Raw genomic sequence first — 18,644 nt, forward strand, 5'->3', positions numbered from 1 at the left:
AGCCGATGATGATCAGGTTTCCGACCTCGTCCATGTCAGGCCGCCGGGACCAGCTCGGTGAGCAGCTTCTCGATCCGGGTTTTGATCTCGTCGCGGATCGGGCGCACGGATTCGACGCCCTTGCCGGCCGGGTCCTCGAGCTTCCAGTCCTCGTAACGCTTGCCGGGGAAAATCGGGCAGGCATCGCCGCAACCCATGGTGATGATCACGTCAGAGCTTTCGGCGGTCTCCCATTCCAGCTTCTTCGGCGTCTGGTCGGTGATGTCGATACCGACCTCGGCCATGGCCTCGACTGCGGCCGGGTTGATCGTCTTGCCGGGCGCGGAGCCGGCCGAGCGGACCTCGACGGTGTCGCCGGCCAGGTGGCGCAGCCAGCCGGCGGCCATCTGGGAACGGCCGGCGTTGTGCACGCAGACGAACAGGACGCTGGGCTTGCTCATCGGATGTGTCTCCTGGTGGTGTCGGTTCGTGTTGAGGTCGAGCATCTGGTGATGGCCGGTAGTACGGCCGGAGTTGATCAGCCCACCGAACGTGTCCGTCCGGCGTAGTGGTTCGGTCATCGGCGGCCCGCAGATGCCGATGCGTCGGTGCTGTCGTGCGCCACGACGACCTCGTCGGCCGCCTCTCCCACGCCCGGATAAAGGGCCAGCAGCAGACCCACTCCGACCGCGAGACCGATGAGTTGGGCGACGATGAAGCCGGGCACCGAAGCGGGGGCGATCCCGGCGAAGGTGTCGGTGAACGCCCGCCCGACCGTCACCGCGGGGTTGGCGAAGCTGGTGCTGCTGGTGAACCAGTACGCCGCGCCGATGTACGCGCCGACCGCAGCCGGAGCAACCGCCGCCCGGCCGGACCGGGCCAGGGCGAAGATCAGCATGACCAGCCCGGCGGTGGCGACGACCTCGCCCAGCCACAAATGGCCGGCGGCCCGGTCCTTGCCGGAGAAGTCCACCGCGGCCAAGTCGAACATCAGGTTCGCCAGGACCGACCCGGCGATCGCCCCCAGCGTCTGTGCGACGGCGTACCCCCCGAGCTGGCCCGCGGTCAGACCGGTCCGGGTCCGGCGGCCGAGGAACCAGTCCGCAGCCGAGACCACCGGGTTGAAGTGCGCCCCGGACACCGGCCCGAAGGTCAGGATCAACGCGCCGAGGGCGAACGCGGTCGCGACCGAGTTCTCCAGCAGCTGCAGGCCGACGTCGTCCGGCGACAGGGTGCTCGCCATGACGCCGGAGCCGACGACGGCGGTCACCAGCAGCGCGGTACCGACGAACTCGGCCAGCAGACGCCGCCAGGTCGCAACAGTGTTCATGAGTAGAGGTTCTCCAGGTGATGGGCAGACAGGTCAGGCGGGGACGTGCAGGTCGTCCAGGAGCCGGCGGACGCGGCGTTCGAGGTCGTCGCGGATGGGCCGTACATCGGCGACGTCCATGCCGGCGGGGTCTTCCAGGTCCCAGTTCTCATACCGGGTGCCGGGAAAGACCGGGCAGGCGTCGCCGCAGCCCATCGTGATCACCACGTCGGCGGCCCGGACGACTTCATCGGTCCACGGCTTGGGGTACTCACCGGAGATGTCGATGTCGCGCTCGCGCATGGCCGCGACCGCGGCGGCGTTGACCTCGGTGCTCGGCTCGGAGCCACCGGACCAGGCGACGGCCCGGTCACCGGCGAGGTGGGTGAAGAAGCCGAGTGCCATCTGCGAACGGCCGGCGTTGTGGGTGCACAGGAACAGCACGACGGGCCTGCCGTCACGGTGGTGGCCTTCCACACGGGCCAGGGCCTGCAACCGCTGCCGGGCGAAGCGTTCGGCGAGCAGCGGCAGGTAGTTGGGGATGCTGCCGATGGTGGCGAACTGGTCGTAGCTGGAGTGCAGGAACCGTTCGATCGTCTCGGTCCCGTAGGTGCCGTCGAACTCGGCGGCGAGCCGGGCTGCGGCGGTCTTCAGGGCGAGAGTCTGGTCGATGGACAGGTCCGCACGCCAGTACGCGGTGGTGTCGGTCATGACGGGTCTCCGGTCAGAGTGGGCGCGAGACGGTCGATGCGCCCGGCGAGGTCGGTGTAGGCGGCTTCGAAGGCCGCATCGGTGTCGGCCCGTACCGGGTCGGGAACCGACCAGTGCAGCCGTGGCCGGACAGTGCTGGTCAGGTCTTCGTGGGCGTTGTCGCAGACCGCGATGACCAGGTCCTGGTCGGTGACCACGTCGTCGATGTGCGCGGTGCCGGTCGGGTTCAGTCGCAGGCCGTGCCGGCCGGCGACCTGGACCGCCCGGGGATGCACCCGCTGCGCCGGGTGGGTGCCGGCGGATGCGGCGGGCCGGTGGGTACGGTCCGCCCAAAGTGCGGCGGCCAGCTGCGAGCGGGCCGAGTTGTGGGTGCACACGAAGACGACCCGTGCGGAGTCCGGCAGCCGAGGTGGGATGAGCAGAGTGAGGGTGTCGGGACGCAGCCGCAGGTAGGTACGGCGCCGGTCGGCTTCCGAGCGGGTGCGCTCCAGCAGCCCGGCCTCGGCCAGAACCTTGACGTGGTGCGCGACCAGGTTTGTCGGCATGTCGAGGTCATGAGCGATCTCACCCGGCGAGGCGTCGCCGAGGCTCAGCGCGTCCACGATCGCGAGGCGTGCCGGGTCGCCGAGCGCGGCGTGGATCCGCGCCCGCTCCCTCAATGAGGTCCGCTCAGTGTCCATTGACTCAATGCTCACTGAGGTTGTCTATGGTTGCAAGAGTTCCGGCGGCTGTTCACCTGATGGCCATCTGTGCTGGTGGAACAGGCGCACCACCAGCAGGCAGCCGCATTGCCACACTGACAAACCCTCCGCCGGCGCTCCGTCCGCTCGCACGTCGATGTGAGATGGTCGGAGAAGACAGGTCGAACGCAAAACCGCCGCGGAGAGCTTGCCTGCGGCTCATAACGTTCGTCTGCCGACACGAAGGAGCTTGCGCCCATGAGTAGCGACACCAGCGATACGGCTCCGCAGCAGCCACAGGACCCGCCGGTCGTCGTCATCGGTGCCGGGCCGGTCGGGCTGGCTGCCGCCGCGCACCTGCACGAGCAGGGCATGGCCTTCCTCGTTCTGGAAGCAGGCACCGAGGTCGCCGTATCGGTGCGGCAATGGGCCCACGTCAGCCTGTTCAGCCCGTGGCGCTACAACATCGACTCCGCCGCTCGCAGACTCCTGGACGCCGCCGGCTGGGCCGCCCCCGACGACGAGACACTGCCTACCGGCGCGCAGCTGATCGAGGACTACCTGCAACCCCTCGCAAAGCTACCCGCGATCGCAGGCCACCTGCGCTTCGGTGCCCGCGTTGTCGCCATGACACGGGTGGCTGTCGACCGCGTCCGCACCGACGGCCGCGTCGACCAGCCGTTCATCGTCCGCCTGGCCGACGGCACCGACATCATCGCCAGTGCGGTCATCGATGCCTCCGGCACGTGGTGCACCCCGAACCCGCTGGGACTCAACGGCCTTCCCGCTCACGGCGAGACGGACCTCGCCGACGTGATCGACCGCGCCCTGCCTGACGTGCTCGGCGCCGACCGAGACGCACATGCCGGTCGACACACCATCGTCGTCGGCTCCGGGCACTCTGCAGCCAACACACTGCTGGATCTCGCCCACCTCGCCGACATTGCGCCCGGCACCCAGATCACCTGGGCCGTGCGTAGCGGGTCCGTGGAGCGCGCGTTCGGCGGCGAGGACGACGACGAGCTGCCCGCCCGCGGGGCGCTCGGTAGCGGGCTGCGAGCCCTGGTGGAGACCGGCAGGGTCACCCTGGCGGAGGCGTTCGGCGTACACACCGTGCGCCGCAGCGGCGAAGGTATCGAGCTCCTCGCGGCGGACGGGCGAACGATCACTGCCGACCGGGTCGTGTCCGCCACCGGATTCCGCCCGGACCACAGCATCGCCACCGAGTTGCGCCTGGACCTGGACCCGATCCTCGGCTGCACCCGCGCGCTGGCGGACCTGATCGACCCCAACGAACACTCGTGCGGCACCGTCGAGCCGCACGGATACCGGGAGCTGTCGCATCCGGAGCCGAACTATTACGCCGTGGGCATGAAGTCCTACGGCCGGGCGCCGACGTTCCTGATGGCCACCGGCCACGAGCAGGTCCGGTCCATTGTTGCCGCGCTGGCCGGTGACTTCGACGCTGCCGAGGATGTCCAGCTCGACCTGCCAGAGACCGGCGTGTGCGGCTCCAACCTCGCCGCCGTAGCCGCCTCCGGCAAGATCGCCGATCGCTTCGGCCTCTCCCCCGACGTGCCGGCCAAGCTCGCCGCTGCAACCATGGCCCTGCTACCCACGTCGGCGAGCACCAGCGATGCTGTCCGTGCCGCGGCAGCCGAAGTCGGCCTCGACCCCGAGATCGCGCTGGAGATCGCCACTCTCACCGGAGAACCCGGTGCGCTGCCCAGCGTCACCGGATTGATCAGCCTGGCGCCCGCAGCAGGCGGCGCCTGCTGTTGACCGCTCGCAACGGGCCGTCAAGACTTCGCTACCGGTGACGTGCCGCGGGCAAGCCACCACGCGACCGGCAGCGACAGCCCGTACATCACCAACCCATACGCCAAGAGGGTCAGCACCACCGTGGTCGAGGCGACGGAAGCCACGAACAGAGCCAACGACAGGTTCCGCACGGTGGTCGTCATCGCGACGGCCCGGCGCACCGCCGCCGGAACAGGCCAGGGCAGCAGCACGAGCGCCAGGCACGCCGCTACGACCACGGCGACGACAGCGACGGTCCTCCACCCCAGCTGCGGCAGCCGGCCGGCGCCGGTCACGACGAAGAACGCCACCAGCACCGCCAGCAGCACGTCGGCAACGCGCCGCGCACCTTGATGTACCCGGCGGGCGACATCAGGCCGACGCTGCAACAGCCACATGCCTGCGGCCAATGGCACAACCTGACCGACCAAAGCCACCCCGACCAGCAGGATCCCGCCCGCGCCGGCGGGAAGAACATCGTGCCCTCCCACCGCTGCCCAGACCGGGACGCTGACCAGGCCGAGCGGAGCGTGGATGCCTTGCAGCGCCGCGCTGATGGCCAGATCCCCGCGGGCGTAGAGCGTCAGTAACGCACCTGTACCGCCGCCCGATGCGGCGGCAGCCAGCACGATGCCGAGCGCCGCGTCCGGTCCGAGATCCGCCAGCCATGTCAGCACTACGGCCAACCCCGGCACAACGACGACATTGAGCGCCACCGCACCGACCAAAACCGCGGGTCGTCGTAGGAGCATCCGGAAATCCCCGGCCGTCAACGCCGTACCGATCGCCAGCATCGACGCGACCAGCAGCGCAGCGACCGCGACCGTGCTCACCCGCGCGCCACCGCGCTTGCCGCCGGCCGGCGCAGCAGAGCGTCGAGAACGTGGGCCGCGTCGCGGCCGGCACCGCGCAGGGTGGCCGAGGCGAAGCTACGCTGCCGCTCGAGCCCCACGAAACCGAGGCCGGGTACGGCGGTCGACACGCCACCGTCGTGCATCGGCACACCATAGGCGTCCAGCGCCCCGGCATCGGACAGGAAGGGCAGATGCGGGCGGTAGCCGGTCGCCAGCAGCACCACGTCAACGCGTTCGGAGGTTCCGTCGGGCCACACCGCTCGGTTGCCGTCGAGCCGGGTGAACAACGGGCGATGATCGGGCCGCCCGGCTTCGATCGCCGCTCGGTACCGGCCGTCGTCAATCACCGACACCGATCCCTTGATCAGGCGCGGGCCCAGCCGGGAGGAATCCAGGCCGGTGCGGTTGAGCCACCAGTGGAAGTCACGGCCGAGGATGTGCTGTGGCTGGAAGCGCAGCGGGCCGCGGGTCGTGAGGCTGGTCTGCGCCACGGCGGCCAGCTCGACGGCGATCTGCACCGCGGAGTTGCCGCCACCGACCACCAGGACTCGAGAGCCGGTGAAGGGCGTTGGGTTGCGGTACTGCGATGAGTGCAGCACCGTGCCGGTGAAGGCGTCCAGGCCGGGCAACGGCGGCCGGTACGGGACACCGAATCCGCCGGTCGCCGCTACCACGGTTCGTGTCCTGGTCACCGAGCCGTCCGCCGTGGTGACGATGAATCCGGCGTTGTCGGGCAGCACCTGGTCGACCGGGGTGGCGAAGCGTAGTTCGGCCTGCAGGTGCGCGGTGTCCGTGGCGAGGTAGTCGATCACTTCATCGCGCAGCGGGTACCGCTGGGGGTCGCCCGGGAACCGCAAGCCGGGCAGCGACGAGAACCGAGCCGGCGAGAACAGCGTCAGGCTGTCGTAGTACCACACCCCTGGCCCTCGACGGGCCCGTCCAAGACTTCCTCAAGGCCCTCGCGAGCGAGACGCGCCAACAGATCATGACGTCGTTCGCCGGCGGCAGACAGCTCACCGTGGGCGAGGTCGCCTACTGCTGCGGGCTCGGCCAGTCGACCGCCAGCGAGCACCTGGCCATCCTGCGCCGCGGCGGACTGGTCACCGCGACCCGCGACGGCAAGCTCGTGCGCTACCGCGCCGACCCCGTCACGATGGACGCACGCCTGGCCGAACTGCAGGGGTATCTGGCCTGCTGCTGCCCCCCGGAGCAATCCGCGCAGGACCAGCAGTAGACAGCCCCTCGCGAAGCAGCGGCTGCCCATAGCCCCGCATGCCCCTCAAGCGACGGGCAGCCGAGTAGACCAGCGCCTGGTCGGCTCAGGTGAGCGACCTTGCCCGCATCGCCAGTGGGTCAGCGGGTGAAGACGGGACCGGATCGGGCGCTCGTGACGGCGTGGGTGGTGTTCTGCCAGGTGGCGGTGCGGACCACGTCGACGGAGAACACGTACGGGGTGTCGCGTTGCAGGTTCTTGACCGTCGCGGTCAGGGTGTGGCATCCCTCGCCGGGTTCGGCTTCCTGCCATTCGAGCTCGGCTTGGCGGCCGACGACGAGCTTCTGCGAGATGCTGGTGATCCGGTAGCGCACCACCGAGGGATCTCCGGGGTGGTACCAGCTGACCGTCGCGGTCGTGGCGCCGGGCTCGACCTCCAGCACGTTGATCTCGCCGGGTGTGACGCTACCGGTACAGCGCGGGTCAACCGGCTCGGCGTGCACGACGTGCGGGAGCTTGGGAACGTGCAGCGCCTCGGGGATCTCAGCCTCGTCAGGCAAGGCTGCGGGCAAGGGTTCAGGCTCTCGCCGGTCGCCTGGCTGGACGATCAGCCAGCTGTTCCCGGGCTGGTTCGCGGGCGGCGCGGCCACTTTGTGGTCCTTGTCGACTGAGGCGGCTGGTAGTTCGCAGCCGCCGAGGGCCAGGGAGAAGAACACTGCGGCAGCCAGCCACAGGCCCATATGTCGAGGACGCACTAGATCTCCTTCCGCGCGCCTGGACCGGGTGTTGACAGCGCAGAACATCGGCAGGCATGAGCGACCCTGAAGAACTATCGCCGCATGTCGGGCCGGGCAGCGGCGATCCGGCCCGGGGCAGGTGAGGCCTGCGGTAAGACGCAGTGTCCACGTGCCCTGTCACGACGCGTCCGGGTGACGGTGATGATCGCCACGCACTCCTCAGTTCAACTCTCTTCTCACCGAAGAGTAGAGTCATGGGCGTTGTCGGGGTGCGGCGTTCCTAGCCCCTCGGCCACGAGTCTCGTGGGCGAAGACGCCTACCGCCGGCGCCACGGTGACACTTCGCGCGCGGTGACCCGTAGTTCAGCAGCACACCCGGACGGGTGTGTCGGCGTACGCCCGTTGGCGTGCGGTTCGAGTGGAAATGAGTTGTATGTCTTCGCTGTTGTCGGCGGTCCGTCCGCCGCGGCTGTCCCGTCCTGACTGGTTGTCCTCGCCGAAGGTGCTGCGCACCGAGGTCCTGGCCGGTCTGGTGGTCGCCTTGGCGCTGATCCCGGAGGCGATCAGTTTCTCGATCCTGGCCGGCGTCGACCCGCGGGTCGGCCTGTTCGCGTCGTTCACGATGGCCGTCACCATCGCCTTCACCGGCGGCCGGCCTGCGATGATCAGCGCCGCGACCGGCGCGATCGCCCTGGTCGTGGCACCGCTCGCCAGAGATCACGGTCTCGACTACCTGATCGCCGCCGTGGTCCTCGGCGGTGCCATCCAGGTCGTCATGGCGGTGCTCGGCGTGGCGAAGCTGATGCGATTCATCCCGCGCAGCGTCATGGTCGGCTTCGTCAACGCCCTCGCCATTCTGATCTTCACCGCGCAGGTGCCGCAGCTGATCGGGGTGCCGTGGCTGGTCTACCCGATGGTCGCCGTGGCTCTGGCCATCATGGTGTTCCTGCCGAAACTGACCACGGCTGTGCCCGCGCCGCTGGTCGCGATCGTCGCACTGACCGTGTTCACCGTCGTCGCGCACGTGGTCGTGCCCAACGTTGCCGGCGAGGGCACCCTGCCCGACAGCCTGCCCACCCTCGGCCTGCCCGCCATCCCGTACACCCTGGACACGCTGCGGCTGATCGCCCCTTACGCGCTGGGTATCGCCCTGGTCGGGTTGATGGAGTCGCTGATGACCGCCAAGCTGGTCGACGACATCACCGACACCCACTCCAACAAGACCCGCGAGTCCTGGGGGCAGGGCGTGGCGAACATCGTCACCGGCTTCTTCGGCGGCATGGGCGGCTGCGCCATGATCGGCCAGACGATGATCAACGTGAAGGCGTCCGGCGCCCGGACCCGCCTGTCGACGTTCCTGGCCGGTGTCTTCCTGCTGATCCTGGTCGTAGTGCTCGGCGATGTGGTCGGGCTGATCCCGATGGCCGCCCTGGTCGCCGTGATGATCATCGTGTCGGTGGGGACCTTCGACTGGCACAGCATCGCCCCCGCCACGCTGAAGCGGATGCCCTGGGGCGAGACCATCGTCATGCTCACCACCGTGATCGCCACCCTGGTCAGCCACAACCTCGCCATCGGCGTCGTCCTCGGCGTACTGGCCGCAATGGTGATCTTCGCCCGACGCGTCGCGCACTTCGCCGAAGTCACCAGCGTCCTGGACCCCGACGACACCACCCGCATCTACCACGTGCGCGGTGAGCTGTTCTTCGCCTCCAGCAACGACCTGGTCTACCAGTTCAACTACGCCGACGACCCCCAACACGTGGTCATCGACCTGAGCGCCGCGCACATCTGGGACGCCTCCTCGGTCGCCGCGCTGGACGCCATCACCACCAAGTACGCCTCCCGCGGCAAGCGCGTGGAGATCGTCGGCCTCAACTCGGCCAGCGCCGACTTCCACGAGAACCTGGCCGGCAAGCTGAGCGCGGGACACTGATGAGCAAGCGGCACACTGAGACGATGACCGGACGGCACATGCAGATCGGCGAAGCGGCTGAACGCGTCGGGCTCAGCATCCGCACCATCCGCCACTACGAAGAGGTCGGCCTGGTCGTGCCGTCCGCGCGCAGCGAGGGCAGATTCCGCCTCTACACCGAAACCGACCTCGACCGGCTCCGGGTCATCAAGCAGATGAAACCGCTCGGCTTCACCCTCGAAGAGATGCGCGACCTGCTGCAGACCCTCGACGAACTCGCCACCACTCAAGGTGACCAGCGCGCCGCCCTGCAGGACCGGCTGTCCATGTTCCACACCGCGGCGCAGACCCGCGTCCAAGCCCTGCGCGAACAACTGGCCACGGCAGAACAGTTCGCCCGGCAAATCCAGAACCAGATCGACCTGCACAACCACTGACCCATCGCCTGCCTTGGTACGCCGGGGCAGGCGATCGGCTTTTTCGAGGCACACGTCACGATTGAAGTATCAACTCTTACGTAAGAGTAGGTTGGCGGCATGAACAGCGTAGCGGTCACCTGAATAGGACTTTGTTAGGTCGTTGCGGTGTGTCGCTTGGAGCTTCACGAGGATGATGCTCGGCTGCGCCGCGTGGATGAAAGTGGGCTGGCGCGGGTTCGGGAGCAGCTTCAGGATTTTGCTGTTGGGGTGTTCGCGGGGTTGCCGCGGGTGGATCAGCGTGAGACCGGGGTGCGGTATCTGTGTGAGTTGACGCTGGATGGGCAGCGGAAGTCGATGCAGCCGATGGCTGCCCACCTGGGCGTCGGAACGATTAAGGCCACCGACCAAATAATCGCTGGTCAGCGGCCTAATACATAGACGAAGTTCTGCATCCGAGGATCGACACAAATAACTACCTATTAGGGCAGATCGTCGACGTCGAACTGCTCATAGCCTAACCGCTCCGCACCTACCTGTACTCGCCCGACTGAACGACAGAGTGCCTGGCCCGGCAGGATCTTCGGTTGGGTCGCCGTGTCTGGCGCGGAGGCCCGACCGAGCGCGGCCTAGCTTCGTCGACGCATCTGTCCCATCTGTTCAGCAATACCGAAGATGCGTCCGGACCTCGCATCATGTGACAGTGCAGTGTGGCTGAGAGTCGTTGGGAACAGGTCCAGGATGCGTTACTGCGTAGCGGTATGCGCTTCAGTGCACTCACCCGGGCATCGGTACAAAGGCCGGATGCGATGGCCACCCGAACCTGGACTGTCGCGGATTCCGCCGCGCACGTACTGTCTCTGGTATCCCTCTATGTGACATTCTTCGATCCGGATGCCGAGACGCTACCGGTGCCCGATCTGCACCGCATTCTCTCGGCGACCACCGTGGATACCGTGAATCGCGCCAACGCCATCGTGCTGGCCAATCTGTGCGAGCGTTCGCCGGAGCGGCTGGCCCGAGACCTCGACAGCGCGTTGGCACGTCTGTTGAGCGCTAGCCGGGCATGCGATCCCGAAATGCCGATCCCGTGGTTGGGCGATGCGCGCGTGCCGGCGGTGGGTGTGCTCGCTCATCTCGTCAACGAGTTCCTGCTGCATGGCTGGGACATGGCGAAGGCTCTGGGGCGTGCCTGGCCGATACCGGACGCCGACGCGGGCTTGTTCTTCGAGCAGTTCCTCGTCGGCATGATCCGCCACGATCACGGCATTCTGCTGGAGACCGGTTCCCGTACGTCGGCACGGCCGATCAGCGTCGATTTCCGCTCGGCGTATACCGCGCCGACATTGCTGGTCCTGGAGGGTCGACGGGTACGCATCGGCGATCGCGGCGAGCCCGCCGACGCGCGCATCACGTTCCGGCCGGCCGGGCTCAATCTGATGCTGTTCGGCAGAACCAGCATTGCCCGCGCTCTACTTCGGCGTGACGTTACCGTCAGCGGTCCCCGTCCGTGGCTGCTGGTGCCGTTCATCCGGGTCATGCACCTGCCGCACAACTAGGCGACACGGGGGTTGTGTCGCCGCGGTTCAGAGTCACCGGTTTGAGCGGCACAGTCCGCGAGTGCATCGACGGCCGCAACAGACAATCAGCGAGCGTGATCGGCCACACAGCGGTGGCCGATCATCCCCATACCGCCAACCGTCGGCGAAGTCACCGGGACGCCAACGCCGACGGGTCAGAACGCCCAGTCACTCACGCCAGGACAACGCTGCGATGCCATCCATGTACAGGACACTGGTAACCGCGCAGGTGACGACCGGATACCGACTACACACCGGTCACGAGATCGGAACCGAAATGCATGATCGGTCGGATCTCCACGACACACGAAGTCGCATCAGACAGCCGTGCCGCGATGGCTTCGGCCCGGTGGAGGTTCTCACAATCGACGACGTCGTATCCGGCCAGGTATCCCTCGGCCTCGAGATACGGTCCGTCCGTCGCTGACCGCGCGTCCACCTGCACCGTGCGGGATCGGTCCAGGGACGCCAGCATGTTGCCGTCGACGTATTCGCCTGAGTCGAAGAGTTCCTCCACGAGGGCCGCGCGACCCTTCGATCGCTGATCCTGCTCAGGCCACGACCTGGCATCCCCGGCTTCGGTTGAACTGTAGATCAGCAGCATGAATTTCATCGTGCGCCCTCCTCGCGAGTGGTGTCGGGTTTGCCCGCGGGACCCCAGATCGCGGCGCCCACGTTCAGCCGTGTGCGGCTCGGACGCGTGGAATGAGCCGCCGACGCCCGCCGGCCTGGGATCGTCTCGTTACTGCAGGACCTGACAGTGAGGCCGCGAATCGCGGCACAGCAATTCGCGGCGTCCACCACAGGTCCTCTCCTTCGTCGCTGCGGGCGCCGCCCGCGGACTCGCCGGTGGGACTGTGGCCGGGCGGGGGTCCCGGCCACAGTCCCAACGCGCCGATCAGTCGTGGGTGATGGCCCCCAGGACGTTCAGGCGCGCGGTGCGGATCGCCGGCAGGATGGCGGCGACAACACCAACAAGCCCGGCGACCAGCAGGTACGTGATCATCTGACCCCAGGGCAGGACCAGCTCGGTGATGCCCTCGCCGTCGAGCGCCTGTACCACCGCCGTGCCGAGTAATGCGCCGACCACCACGCCGAGCAGTGCGCCGAAGACGCTGATGACCACCGCTTCCACGGTCACCATCCGCATCGTCTGCGCCCGGCTCAGGCCCACCGCCCGCAGCAGCCCGAGCTCGCGGGTGCGTTCCAGCATCGACAACGCGAGGGTGTTCACCACACCGAGCACCGCGATCAGGATCGCCAGCGCCAGCAGCAGCTGGATCATCATGATGATCTGATCGAAGCCGCTGGTCTGTTGCTCGATGAAGACGCTGCGGTCGGCGGCCGAGACCTCCGGGCTGTCGGCGAGCAGTGCCTGCACCTGCGGAAGGACCTGGGCCACCGGCACGCCGTCGCTCAGGCGGATGAAGCCGTAGATCGGCTGGGGATTACCGAAGTCGGCGCTCGCCGCGGCCGGCAACACATAGGCGGCCGGCAGCGTGTCCTCCTCGTACGTTCCTACCAGCGTGTACTGGTGCACCGGTCCCCGGGAGAGCTGCACGCTCACCGTCTGGCCCACGCTGACCCCGCGCTCTGCCGCCTCCTGCGCGCTCATCACGGCCTGGTCGGGGCGGAGTGTCGTCAGCGTCCCGGCGGCCGGGACAGCCCCGTACACGTCGGCGAGGCGGGCCAGATCGGTCGCTGCGTTGACCGGGCGGCGTTCCCCGTTGACCTGGGCCAGGTCGTACGACAGGCCGGCCGCGCCGCGCACGCCCGGTAGCGTGGCGGCGCGATCGAGCACGGAGGCGTCGAACGACGGGGGCCAGGACGGGTTCTGATCGCCGCTGATCACCAGCTGCGCCCGGACCGTGTCCTCGGCCTTGCCGGCCAGGCTGCTCTTGGTCGACTCGATCGTCACGGTGATGCCGGTGACCAACGCGATGCCGACCATGAGCGCGGCGGCGGTGATGGCCGTGCGGCGCGGGTTACGGCCGGCATTGAGCCGACCCAGGCGGCCGGGCAGGGACCAGGCGAAGATCCGGCCGAGCACGGAGACCACCGGCTTGCTGATCAGCGGGGTCAGCATGGCGATCCCGATGAAGGTCACCAGCACGCCACCCATGATCGTCGGCAGGACGCTGTCGCCGGTGGCCGCCGCGAGACCCACGCCGAGCAGGATCACGCCGAGCGCGGTGACCACCCCGCCGGCAATCGTGATCTTGGTGAGCGGCCGGTCCGGGTTGGCCACGTCCTGCATGGCGGCCACCGGGGGGATGCGCGAGGCACGGAGTGCCGGGAGCACGGCCGCGATCATCGTCACCAGGACACCGACGACCAGAGCGCTAATCACGGCGCTGGGCGGCACTCCGACGCCGGCTAGTTCGAGGCCGCCGCTGAACGCGCTGAAGGCCGACGCCAGTGCCGCCCCGACACCGACGCCGAGAATCAGGCCCACCACGGCGGCGATGAAGCCGATGACCAGAGCCTCGAGCAGCACCGAGCCGATGAGCTGGCGCCGGTTCGCTCCCAGGGCGCGCATCAGGGCCAGCTCCCGGGTGCGCTGCGCCACGATGATGGAGAAGGTGTTGAGGATGAGGAAGACGCCGACGAACAGCGCCACGGCGGCGAAGCCGAGCAGGATGCTGTTGAAGAACGCCAGCCCGGTCTGCAGGTCACCGGCGGCTTCCTCGCTGAGCTGGTCGCCGGTCAGGACGGAGTAGTCGGCTCCCACCGCGGAGGCCACGCTGTCGCGCAGCTGCGCCGGGGTGGTGCCGTCGGCGGCCGCGACCCGGATCTCGCTGTAGAGACCGGACTGGCCGAGCATCAGCTTCTGCGCGACCGGCTCGGTGAACGCCACCTCCTGCACGCCGCCGAGGCTGTCTCGATCGCCGCTGTAGCCGAAGACGCCGACCACGGTGAACTGCTGCTTCGGGGACAGGGTCAGCACGCCGACCTGGTCACCGACGTTGAGCTTGGCGGCCTTGGCCACCGCGGCGTTGACGGCGATCTCCCCGTCGGCGTTGGGCCCGCGTCCGGCGGTGAGCTTGACCAGGTCGTCCTCGCCGACCCAGTTGATGCCCAGCCGCGGCGTTCCGACACTGGCCAGGACCTTGCCGTCGGCGCCGATCACCCGGGCGCCGTCGGCGGCGATCCGGCCGGTCGCGGTGGCCACACCGGGGACGGTGCGCACCTTGTCGAGGGTCGCGGCGGGGATGGTGCCGGGGACCTCCACGCCGTCGACCGTGGCGACGGAGACCTTCGGTTTGGCGAGCACACCGACGTCGGTCGTGGAGTAGACGTCGGAGAACAGGGCGTCGAAGGAGCGGCTGAGGGTGTCGGTGAGCACGAAGGAGCCCGACACGGACATCACGCCCAGGATCACCGCGATGCCGGACAGGACCAGCCGCAGTTTGCGGGCCAGCAGGCTCTTGAGTGTGGAGCGCAGCATCAGCGGGCCGCCGCGGGTGCCGTCACGTTCTCGTCGCTCTGTCGCGGCGCGGCGACCAGCACGTCGAGGCGCTTCATGGTGTCCAGCACCGCCTCGGCGGTCGGGTTGTCCAGCTCGGAGACGATCTGGCCGTCGGCGAGGAAGACCACCCGGTCGGCGTAGCTTGCCGCGACCGCGTCGTGGGTGACCATGACGATGGTCTGGCCGTGCTCGCGGACGCTGAGCTGCAGGAACTTGAGCAGTTCGGCGCCGGAGCGGGAGTCCAGATTGCCGGTCGGCTCATCGGCGAAGATGACCTCCGGGCGGGTGATGAGGGCGCGGGCGCACGCCACCCGCTGTTGCTGGCCGCCGGAGAGCTGGCTCGGACGGTGTGAGAGCCGGTCGCGCAGGCCGACCGTGTCGATCACCGTGTCCCACCATTGCGGGTCCGGTTTGGTGCCCGCGATGTCGAGGGGTAGGCGGATGTTCTCGGCCGCGCTCAGCGTCGGCAACAGGTTGAACTGCTGGAAGATGAATCCGATCTTGTCACGGCGCAGCCGGGTCAGCACCTTGTCGCCCTGACCGCTGAGCTCGGTGTCGCCGATGTGCACCGTGCCCTTGGTGGCGACGTCGAGGCCCGCCAGGCAGTGCATGAGCGTCGACTTCCCACTGCCCGACGGGCCCATGATGGCGGTGAACTGCCCACGCCTGAATTCGGCGGTCACGCCGCGCAGGGCGGTCACCTCCGCCGCGCCGCTGCCGTACACCTTCCAGATGTCACCAGCCCGCGCCGCTACTGCCACGTCGTTCTTTTCGATCACCGTCACCGGTCCACCTCATCGATATGGAATCCCGCCGGCCGCGAACCCCGGCCGGCCTCAGCCGTCTACCTGTTGAGACGACGGCCCGCGGAGAAAGTCATCGGTGATCTCGGCACCAATGTCGAAACGTGGTCCTGCCCTCCGGGCGCGGTGGCGAGCCAGGGCTGGACAGGGTCACAAGGGAATGTTGGTGTGGCCTCCCCGACGTGCTGGCGCCGTGGCCAGGGCCCGCGCCAGAGACATGCGGGTCAGCGCCGGATCGATGACCTCGTCCACCACGCCGAGCGCAACGGCGCGCTGCACGCCGCCCGTGGTGGCCCGGTGCCGCTCGACCAGTTCGGCCCGCAGCGCCTCGCGCTCGTCGGCCGGGGCAGCGCTCAGCCGTCGACGATGCAACACACCCACGGCCGCGTCGGCGCCCATCACCGCCACCTCGGCGTCCGGCCAGGCCAGCACCGCCGTGGCGCCCAGCGCCCGGGAGTTCATCGCGATGAACGCGCCGCCGTACGCCTTCCGGGTGATCAGGCTGACCCGGGGCACTCGCGCCTCGGCGAACGCGTGCAGCAGCTTCGCGCCCCGACGGATCACGCCGGCCCACTCCTGTTCCACGCCGGGCAGGTAGCCGGGCACGTCGACGAGCACCAGCAAGGGCACGCCGAGCGCGTCGCACAGGCGCACGAAGCGGGCCGCCTTCTCGGCGCCCAGCGCGTCGAGGCAGCCGCCCTTGCGCAGCGGGTTGTTGGCCACCACGCCGACGGTGTGCCCGGCCAGCCGGCCGAAGCCGATGACCACGTTCGGCGCCCATCGCGGCTGCAGTTCCTCGAATCTGGCCGGATCCAGCACTGCGCCGAGCAGATCTTTCACGTTGTATGCGCTGCGGCTGTTGGCCGGCAGGACCTCGCGCAGGTCGCCGTGGCGGGGCACGGTCTCCAGGTCGAACATCCCCGGGTCCCCGAGCAGGGTGATGAGAGCGCGGGTACGCACGTACGCCTCGGCCTCGGTGCCGGCGTACACGTGGGCGACGCCGGACTTGCGGTCGTGCACCTGGGGGCCGCCCAGCGCCTCCATCTCGATGTCCTCGCCGGTGACCCGGCGGATCACCTCCGGGCCGGTGACGAACATGCGGGCCTCGGCGGTGGTGACGATGATGTCGGTGAGCGCCGGCCCGTACGCCGCCGCCCCGGCCGCCGGGCCCAGCACCACGGACAGCTGCGGGACCTGTCCCGATGCTGCCGTCATCGCGGCGAAGATCCGCCCGACACCGTCCAGGGAGGCCACCCCGTCGGCGAGGCGGGCACCGCCGGACTGCCACAGCCCGACCACCGGGACCCGCCGCGCGACCGCCTCGGCGATGGCACCGACGATGTGTCGGCATCCGGCGGCGCCCAGCGCGCCGCCCTTGACGGTGGGGTCGGTGGCGTACGCGACGACGGGCTGGCCGGCCACGGTGCCGGTCACCGCGAGCGCTCCGCTGTCGTCGGGGGTGTGCAATGCCAGCACGGAGTCGCGATCGAGCAGTCGGCTGAGCCGGGACAGCGGTGAGTGAGGATCCACGGGTGCCGGGTGCAGACGTGGTTGCTGGGTGAGGGACATGGCGTCCTTTCCTGGCCTGGCCTCGGCCCGCCCGTGAGTCCGACGGGCGGGGCCGGGCCGGAGGTGTCAGGACGGGTGCGAGGTGCGTGACCTGGCGGGAGTTGCGATGCGGATGCGAACGGCCGCGGCGGGTCAGACTGTGGGGCGTGCGGTGACGGGCTCGGGTCGTTCGCCGTCAGTCAGCCACGATGTTCCCGGGCCGGGGCGGCGCAGGGCGTGGCGCAGCACCCGCCACATCATCGCCGGGCGCATCAGGGCCTGCGGCGGGTCGATCAGTCCGGCCACCCGCATGAAGCCCTCGGTGACCTTCGCGTCCTTGGTGGCGGCGTACTGCAGGCGCGCCATGTAGGCGTTGCCGACGAGAACCTTCAGGGTTCGTTCGCCCTGCACGCCGGGAAAGTCGAGGTCACCGCCCGCGGAGATGTCCCACGGGGTGTCCACGGCGCGGGACATGTCGGCCAGCACACGCAGCGGGTCCGGTGTCGCCCCTCGGCGCAGATGCTCGCGCAGGGTCATAGCCTCGATCGCCGCCACGCTCATGCCCTGGCCGTAGACGGGGTTGAAGCTGCAGAACGCGTCGCCGGTCACGAGCAGCCGGGCCGGGAAGCGCAGCAGCCGCTCGTAGCGGCGGCGTACGCTCGCCGGGAACTTGAAGCACACCGGATCGTCCAGCGGTTCCGCGTCGCGGACGGCCTCGTACACGTCGGGCACCGGCAGTGAGCGGACGAACTCCAGAAATGCGGCCGGCTCGGTGGGTGGATGGTCGCCGAGCACCCCGGTCAACGACAGGATGCAGGTGTCCGGTCCGACCTGGCCGAAGAACGCGCCGCGTGGGTGGGCGGGGGACGCCACCGGATTGATCGACTGCACGCCGTCGAACATCTCCGGGCGCAGCCGGTAGTGCCGGGTGGTGTAGGCGAGGCCGACCTTGACCCGTTCCTCCTCCGGGCGCTGATAGCCCAGTTCCTCGAGCCAGGCGGGTGTGCGCGAGCCCCGGCCGGTGGCGTCTACGACCAGGTCGGCGTCGAGGGTCTCGGGCATGGCACCAGGGGCGCGGCGCTGCACCCGTACCCCGGTGATCTGCTCGTGGTCATCGGTGGCTTCGAGGCCGAGGACGTCGCACTGCTGAAGGAAGGTCACATTGCTCAGCTGCGCGACGCGCTCGCGGACGTGGTTCTCCAGCACCGGGCGGGGCGCGGTCACCGAGACGAGGCCGGTGTGCGCGGGCTGGATGCGTCGACCGTTGAAGAACCAGCGCATCTCGCCGAGGTCGCCGGTCGGTACCCCGGCTGCGCGCAGTTCGTCGGTGAAACCGGGGAAGAGCTCCTCGAGGATGAGCTGGCCGCGCGCGTGCAGGCCGTGGGCGTGCACCGTATGGGGTGTCCCCTTGCGCGGGACGTCGATACCGAGGACCTCGTCGCGATCGACGATCGTCACCTGTTCGTAGGCCTCGGCAAGCACCCGGGCGGCCAGCACACCCGCCATGCTCGCGCCCAGTACGACGGCACGCTGTCCGATGTGGCTCACGTGAGCGTTCCTCCCTGAAACGTCGGCGCCGGGGTCGACGACCGTGGCGAATACTCAGCCAGCGTCGCCGGATCACCGGTAC

17 protein-coding genes and 1 pseudogene are annotated in these 18,644 nt (G+C 69.0%); 6 read left to right on the plus strand and 12 right to left on the minus strand.

Annotated features, from left to right (window positions below; translation table 11 throughout):
- Positions 1-35 precede the first annotated feature (35 nt).
- The 4 genes from Aau02nite_RS30015 to Aau02nite_RS30030 form a co-directional block, all read right to left on the minus strand.
- Entirely contained in the window at positions 36-440 is a 405-nt protein-coding gene (locus Aau02nite_RS30015) for an arsenate reductase ArsC (protein ID WP_212992020.1), read from the minus strand.
- A 116-nt stretch (positions 441-556) separates the two neighbouring features.
- Positions 557-1,309 (minus strand): aquaporin, encoded by a 753-nt coding sequence (locus Aau02nite_RS30020; protein WP_212991958.1) that lies wholly within the window; start codon positions 1,307-1,309, stop codon positions 557-559.
- Positions 1,310-1,342: 33 nt separating this feature from the next.
- Positions 1,343-1,999 (minus strand): arsenate reductase ArsC, encoded by a 657-nt coding sequence (locus Aau02nite_RS47740; protein ID WP_212991959.1) that lies wholly within the window; start codon positions 1,997-1,999, stop codon positions 1,343-1,345.
- Positions 1,996-2,679 carry an arsenate reductase/protein-tyrosine-phosphatase family protein gene (locus Aau02nite_RS30030; protein WP_212991960.1) on the minus strand — a complete coding sequence of 228 codons (684 nt, stop codon included), beginning with the start codon at positions 2,677-2,679 and terminating at the stop codon, positions 1,996-1,998. The genes Aau02nite_RS47740 and Aau02nite_RS30030 overlap by 4 nt, the downstream gene beginning before the upstream one ends.
- Before the next feature lie 258 nt (positions 2,680-2,937).
- Here Aau02nite_RS30030 and Aau02nite_RS30035 point away from each other — a divergent pair, with 258 nt between their 5' ends.
- Positions 2,938-4,461 (plus strand): NAD(P)-binding domain-containing protein, encoded by a 1,524-nt coding sequence (locus Aau02nite_RS30035; RefSeq protein ID WP_212991961.1) that lies wholly within the window; start codon positions 2,938-2,940, stop codon positions 4,459-4,461.
- Positions 4,462-4,478: 17 nt separating this feature from the next.
- Here the strand turns inward: Aau02nite_RS30035 and Aau02nite_RS30040 are convergent, their stop codons facing one another.
- Together Aau02nite_RS30040 and Aau02nite_RS30045 are read right to left on the minus strand one after the other, a co-directional pair.
- Entirely contained in the window at positions 4,479-5,312 is an 834-nt protein-coding gene (locus Aau02nite_RS30040) for a hypothetical protein (RefSeq protein ID WP_212991962.1), read from the minus strand.
- On the minus strand, positions 5,309-6,250 hold the full coding sequence (locus Aau02nite_RS30045) for a flavin-containing monooxygenase (RefSeq protein WP_212991963.1): 942 nt from the start codon (positions 6,248-6,250) through the stop codon (positions 5,309-5,311). Before Aau02nite_RS30045 ends, Aau02nite_RS30040 begins: the two co-directional genes overlap by 4 nt.
- A 2-nt stretch (positions 6,251-6,252) precedes the next feature.
- Between Aau02nite_RS30045 and Aau02nite_RS30050 the strand changes: the two genes are divergently transcribed.
- Positions 6,253-6,567 carry an ArsR/SmtB family transcription factor gene (locus Aau02nite_RS30050; protein WP_281421069.1) on the plus strand — a complete coding sequence of 105 codons (315 nt, stop codon included), beginning with the start codon at positions 6,253-6,255 and terminating at the stop codon, positions 6,565-6,567.
- Positions 6,568-6,686: 119 nt separating this feature from the next.
- Here the strand turns inward: Aau02nite_RS30050 and Aau02nite_RS30055 are convergent, their stop codons facing one another.
- Positions 6,687-7,196 carry a fibronectin type III domain-containing protein gene (locus tag Aau02nite_RS30055; protein WP_212991965.1) on the minus strand — a complete coding sequence of 170 codons (510 nt, stop codon included), beginning with the start codon at positions 7,194-7,196 and terminating at the stop codon, positions 6,687-6,689.
- Between the two features lie 520 nt (positions 7,197-7,716).
- Between Aau02nite_RS30055 and Aau02nite_RS30060 the strand changes: the two genes are divergently transcribed.
- The 4 genes and pseudogenes from Aau02nite_RS30060 (at position 7,717) to Aau02nite_RS30075 (ending at position 11,173) form a co-directional block, all read left to right on the plus strand.
- Positions 7,717-9,219, plus strand: a complete 1,503-nt coding sequence (locus Aau02nite_RS30060) for a SulP family inorganic anion transporter (protein ID WP_212991966.1) — start codon at positions 7,717-7,719, stop codon at positions 9,217-9,219.
- Positions 9,220-9,242: 23 nt separating this feature from the next.
- Positions 9,243-9,635: a MerR family transcriptional regulator gene (locus Aau02nite_RS30065; protein ID WP_212991967.1), complete on the plus strand. Its 393-nt coding sequence runs from the start codon at positions 9,243-9,245 to the stop codon at positions 9,633-9,635.
- A 192-nt stretch (positions 9,636-9,827) separates the two neighbouring features.
- Positions 9,828-10,001, plus strand: a pseudogene (locus Aau02nite_RS30070) (transposase); the annotation flags it as partial.
- Positions 10,002-10,375: 374 nt separating this feature from the next.
- On the plus strand, positions 10,376-11,173 hold the full coding sequence (locus tag Aau02nite_RS30075; RefSeq protein ID WP_281421060.1) for a maleylpyruvate isomerase N-terminal domain-containing protein: 798 nt from the start codon (positions 10,376-10,378) through the stop codon (positions 11,171-11,173).
- A 268-nt stretch (positions 11,174-11,441) separates the two neighbouring features.
- Here Aau02nite_RS30075 and Aau02nite_RS30080 read toward each other — a convergent pair whose 3' ends face one another.
- The 5 genes from Aau02nite_RS30080 to Aau02nite_RS30100 form a co-directional block, all read right to left on the minus strand.
- On the minus strand, positions 11,442-11,798 hold the full coding sequence (locus Aau02nite_RS30080; protein WP_212991969.1) for a YciI family protein: 357 nt from the start codon (positions 11,796-11,798) through the stop codon (positions 11,442-11,444).
- A gap of 294 nt (positions 11,799-12,092) precedes the next feature.
- Positions 12,093-14,642: an ABC transporter permease gene (locus tag Aau02nite_RS30085; protein ID WP_212991970.1), complete on the minus strand. Its 2,550-nt coding sequence runs from the start codon at positions 14,640-14,642 to the stop codon at positions 12,093-12,095.
- On the minus strand, positions 14,642-15,448 hold the full coding sequence (locus tag Aau02nite_RS30090; protein ID WP_212991971.1) for an ABC transporter ATP-binding protein: 807 nt from the start codon (positions 15,446-15,448) through the stop codon (positions 14,642-14,644). Before Aau02nite_RS30090 ends, Aau02nite_RS30085 begins: the two co-directional genes overlap by 1 nt.
- 168 nt (positions 15,449-15,616) lie before the next feature.
- Positions 15,617-17,035, minus strand: a complete 1,419-nt coding sequence (locus Aau02nite_RS30095) for an acyl-CoA carboxylase subunit beta (protein WP_212991972.1) — start codon at positions 17,033-17,035, stop codon at positions 15,617-15,619.
- Positions 17,036-17,167: 132 nt separating this feature from the next.
- A complete protein-coding gene (locus tag Aau02nite_RS30100; protein WP_212991973.1) occupies positions 17,168-18,562 on the minus strand; it encodes an FAD-dependent oxidoreductase in 1,395 nt (464 codons plus the stop codon).
- Positions 18,563-18,644 lie beyond the last annotated feature (82 nt).

The organism is Actinoplanes auranticolor (genome assembly GCF_018332655.1).
Lineage (GTDB): Bacteria > Actinomycetota > Actinomycetes > Mycobacteriales > Micromonosporaceae > Actinoplanes > Actinoplanes auranticolor.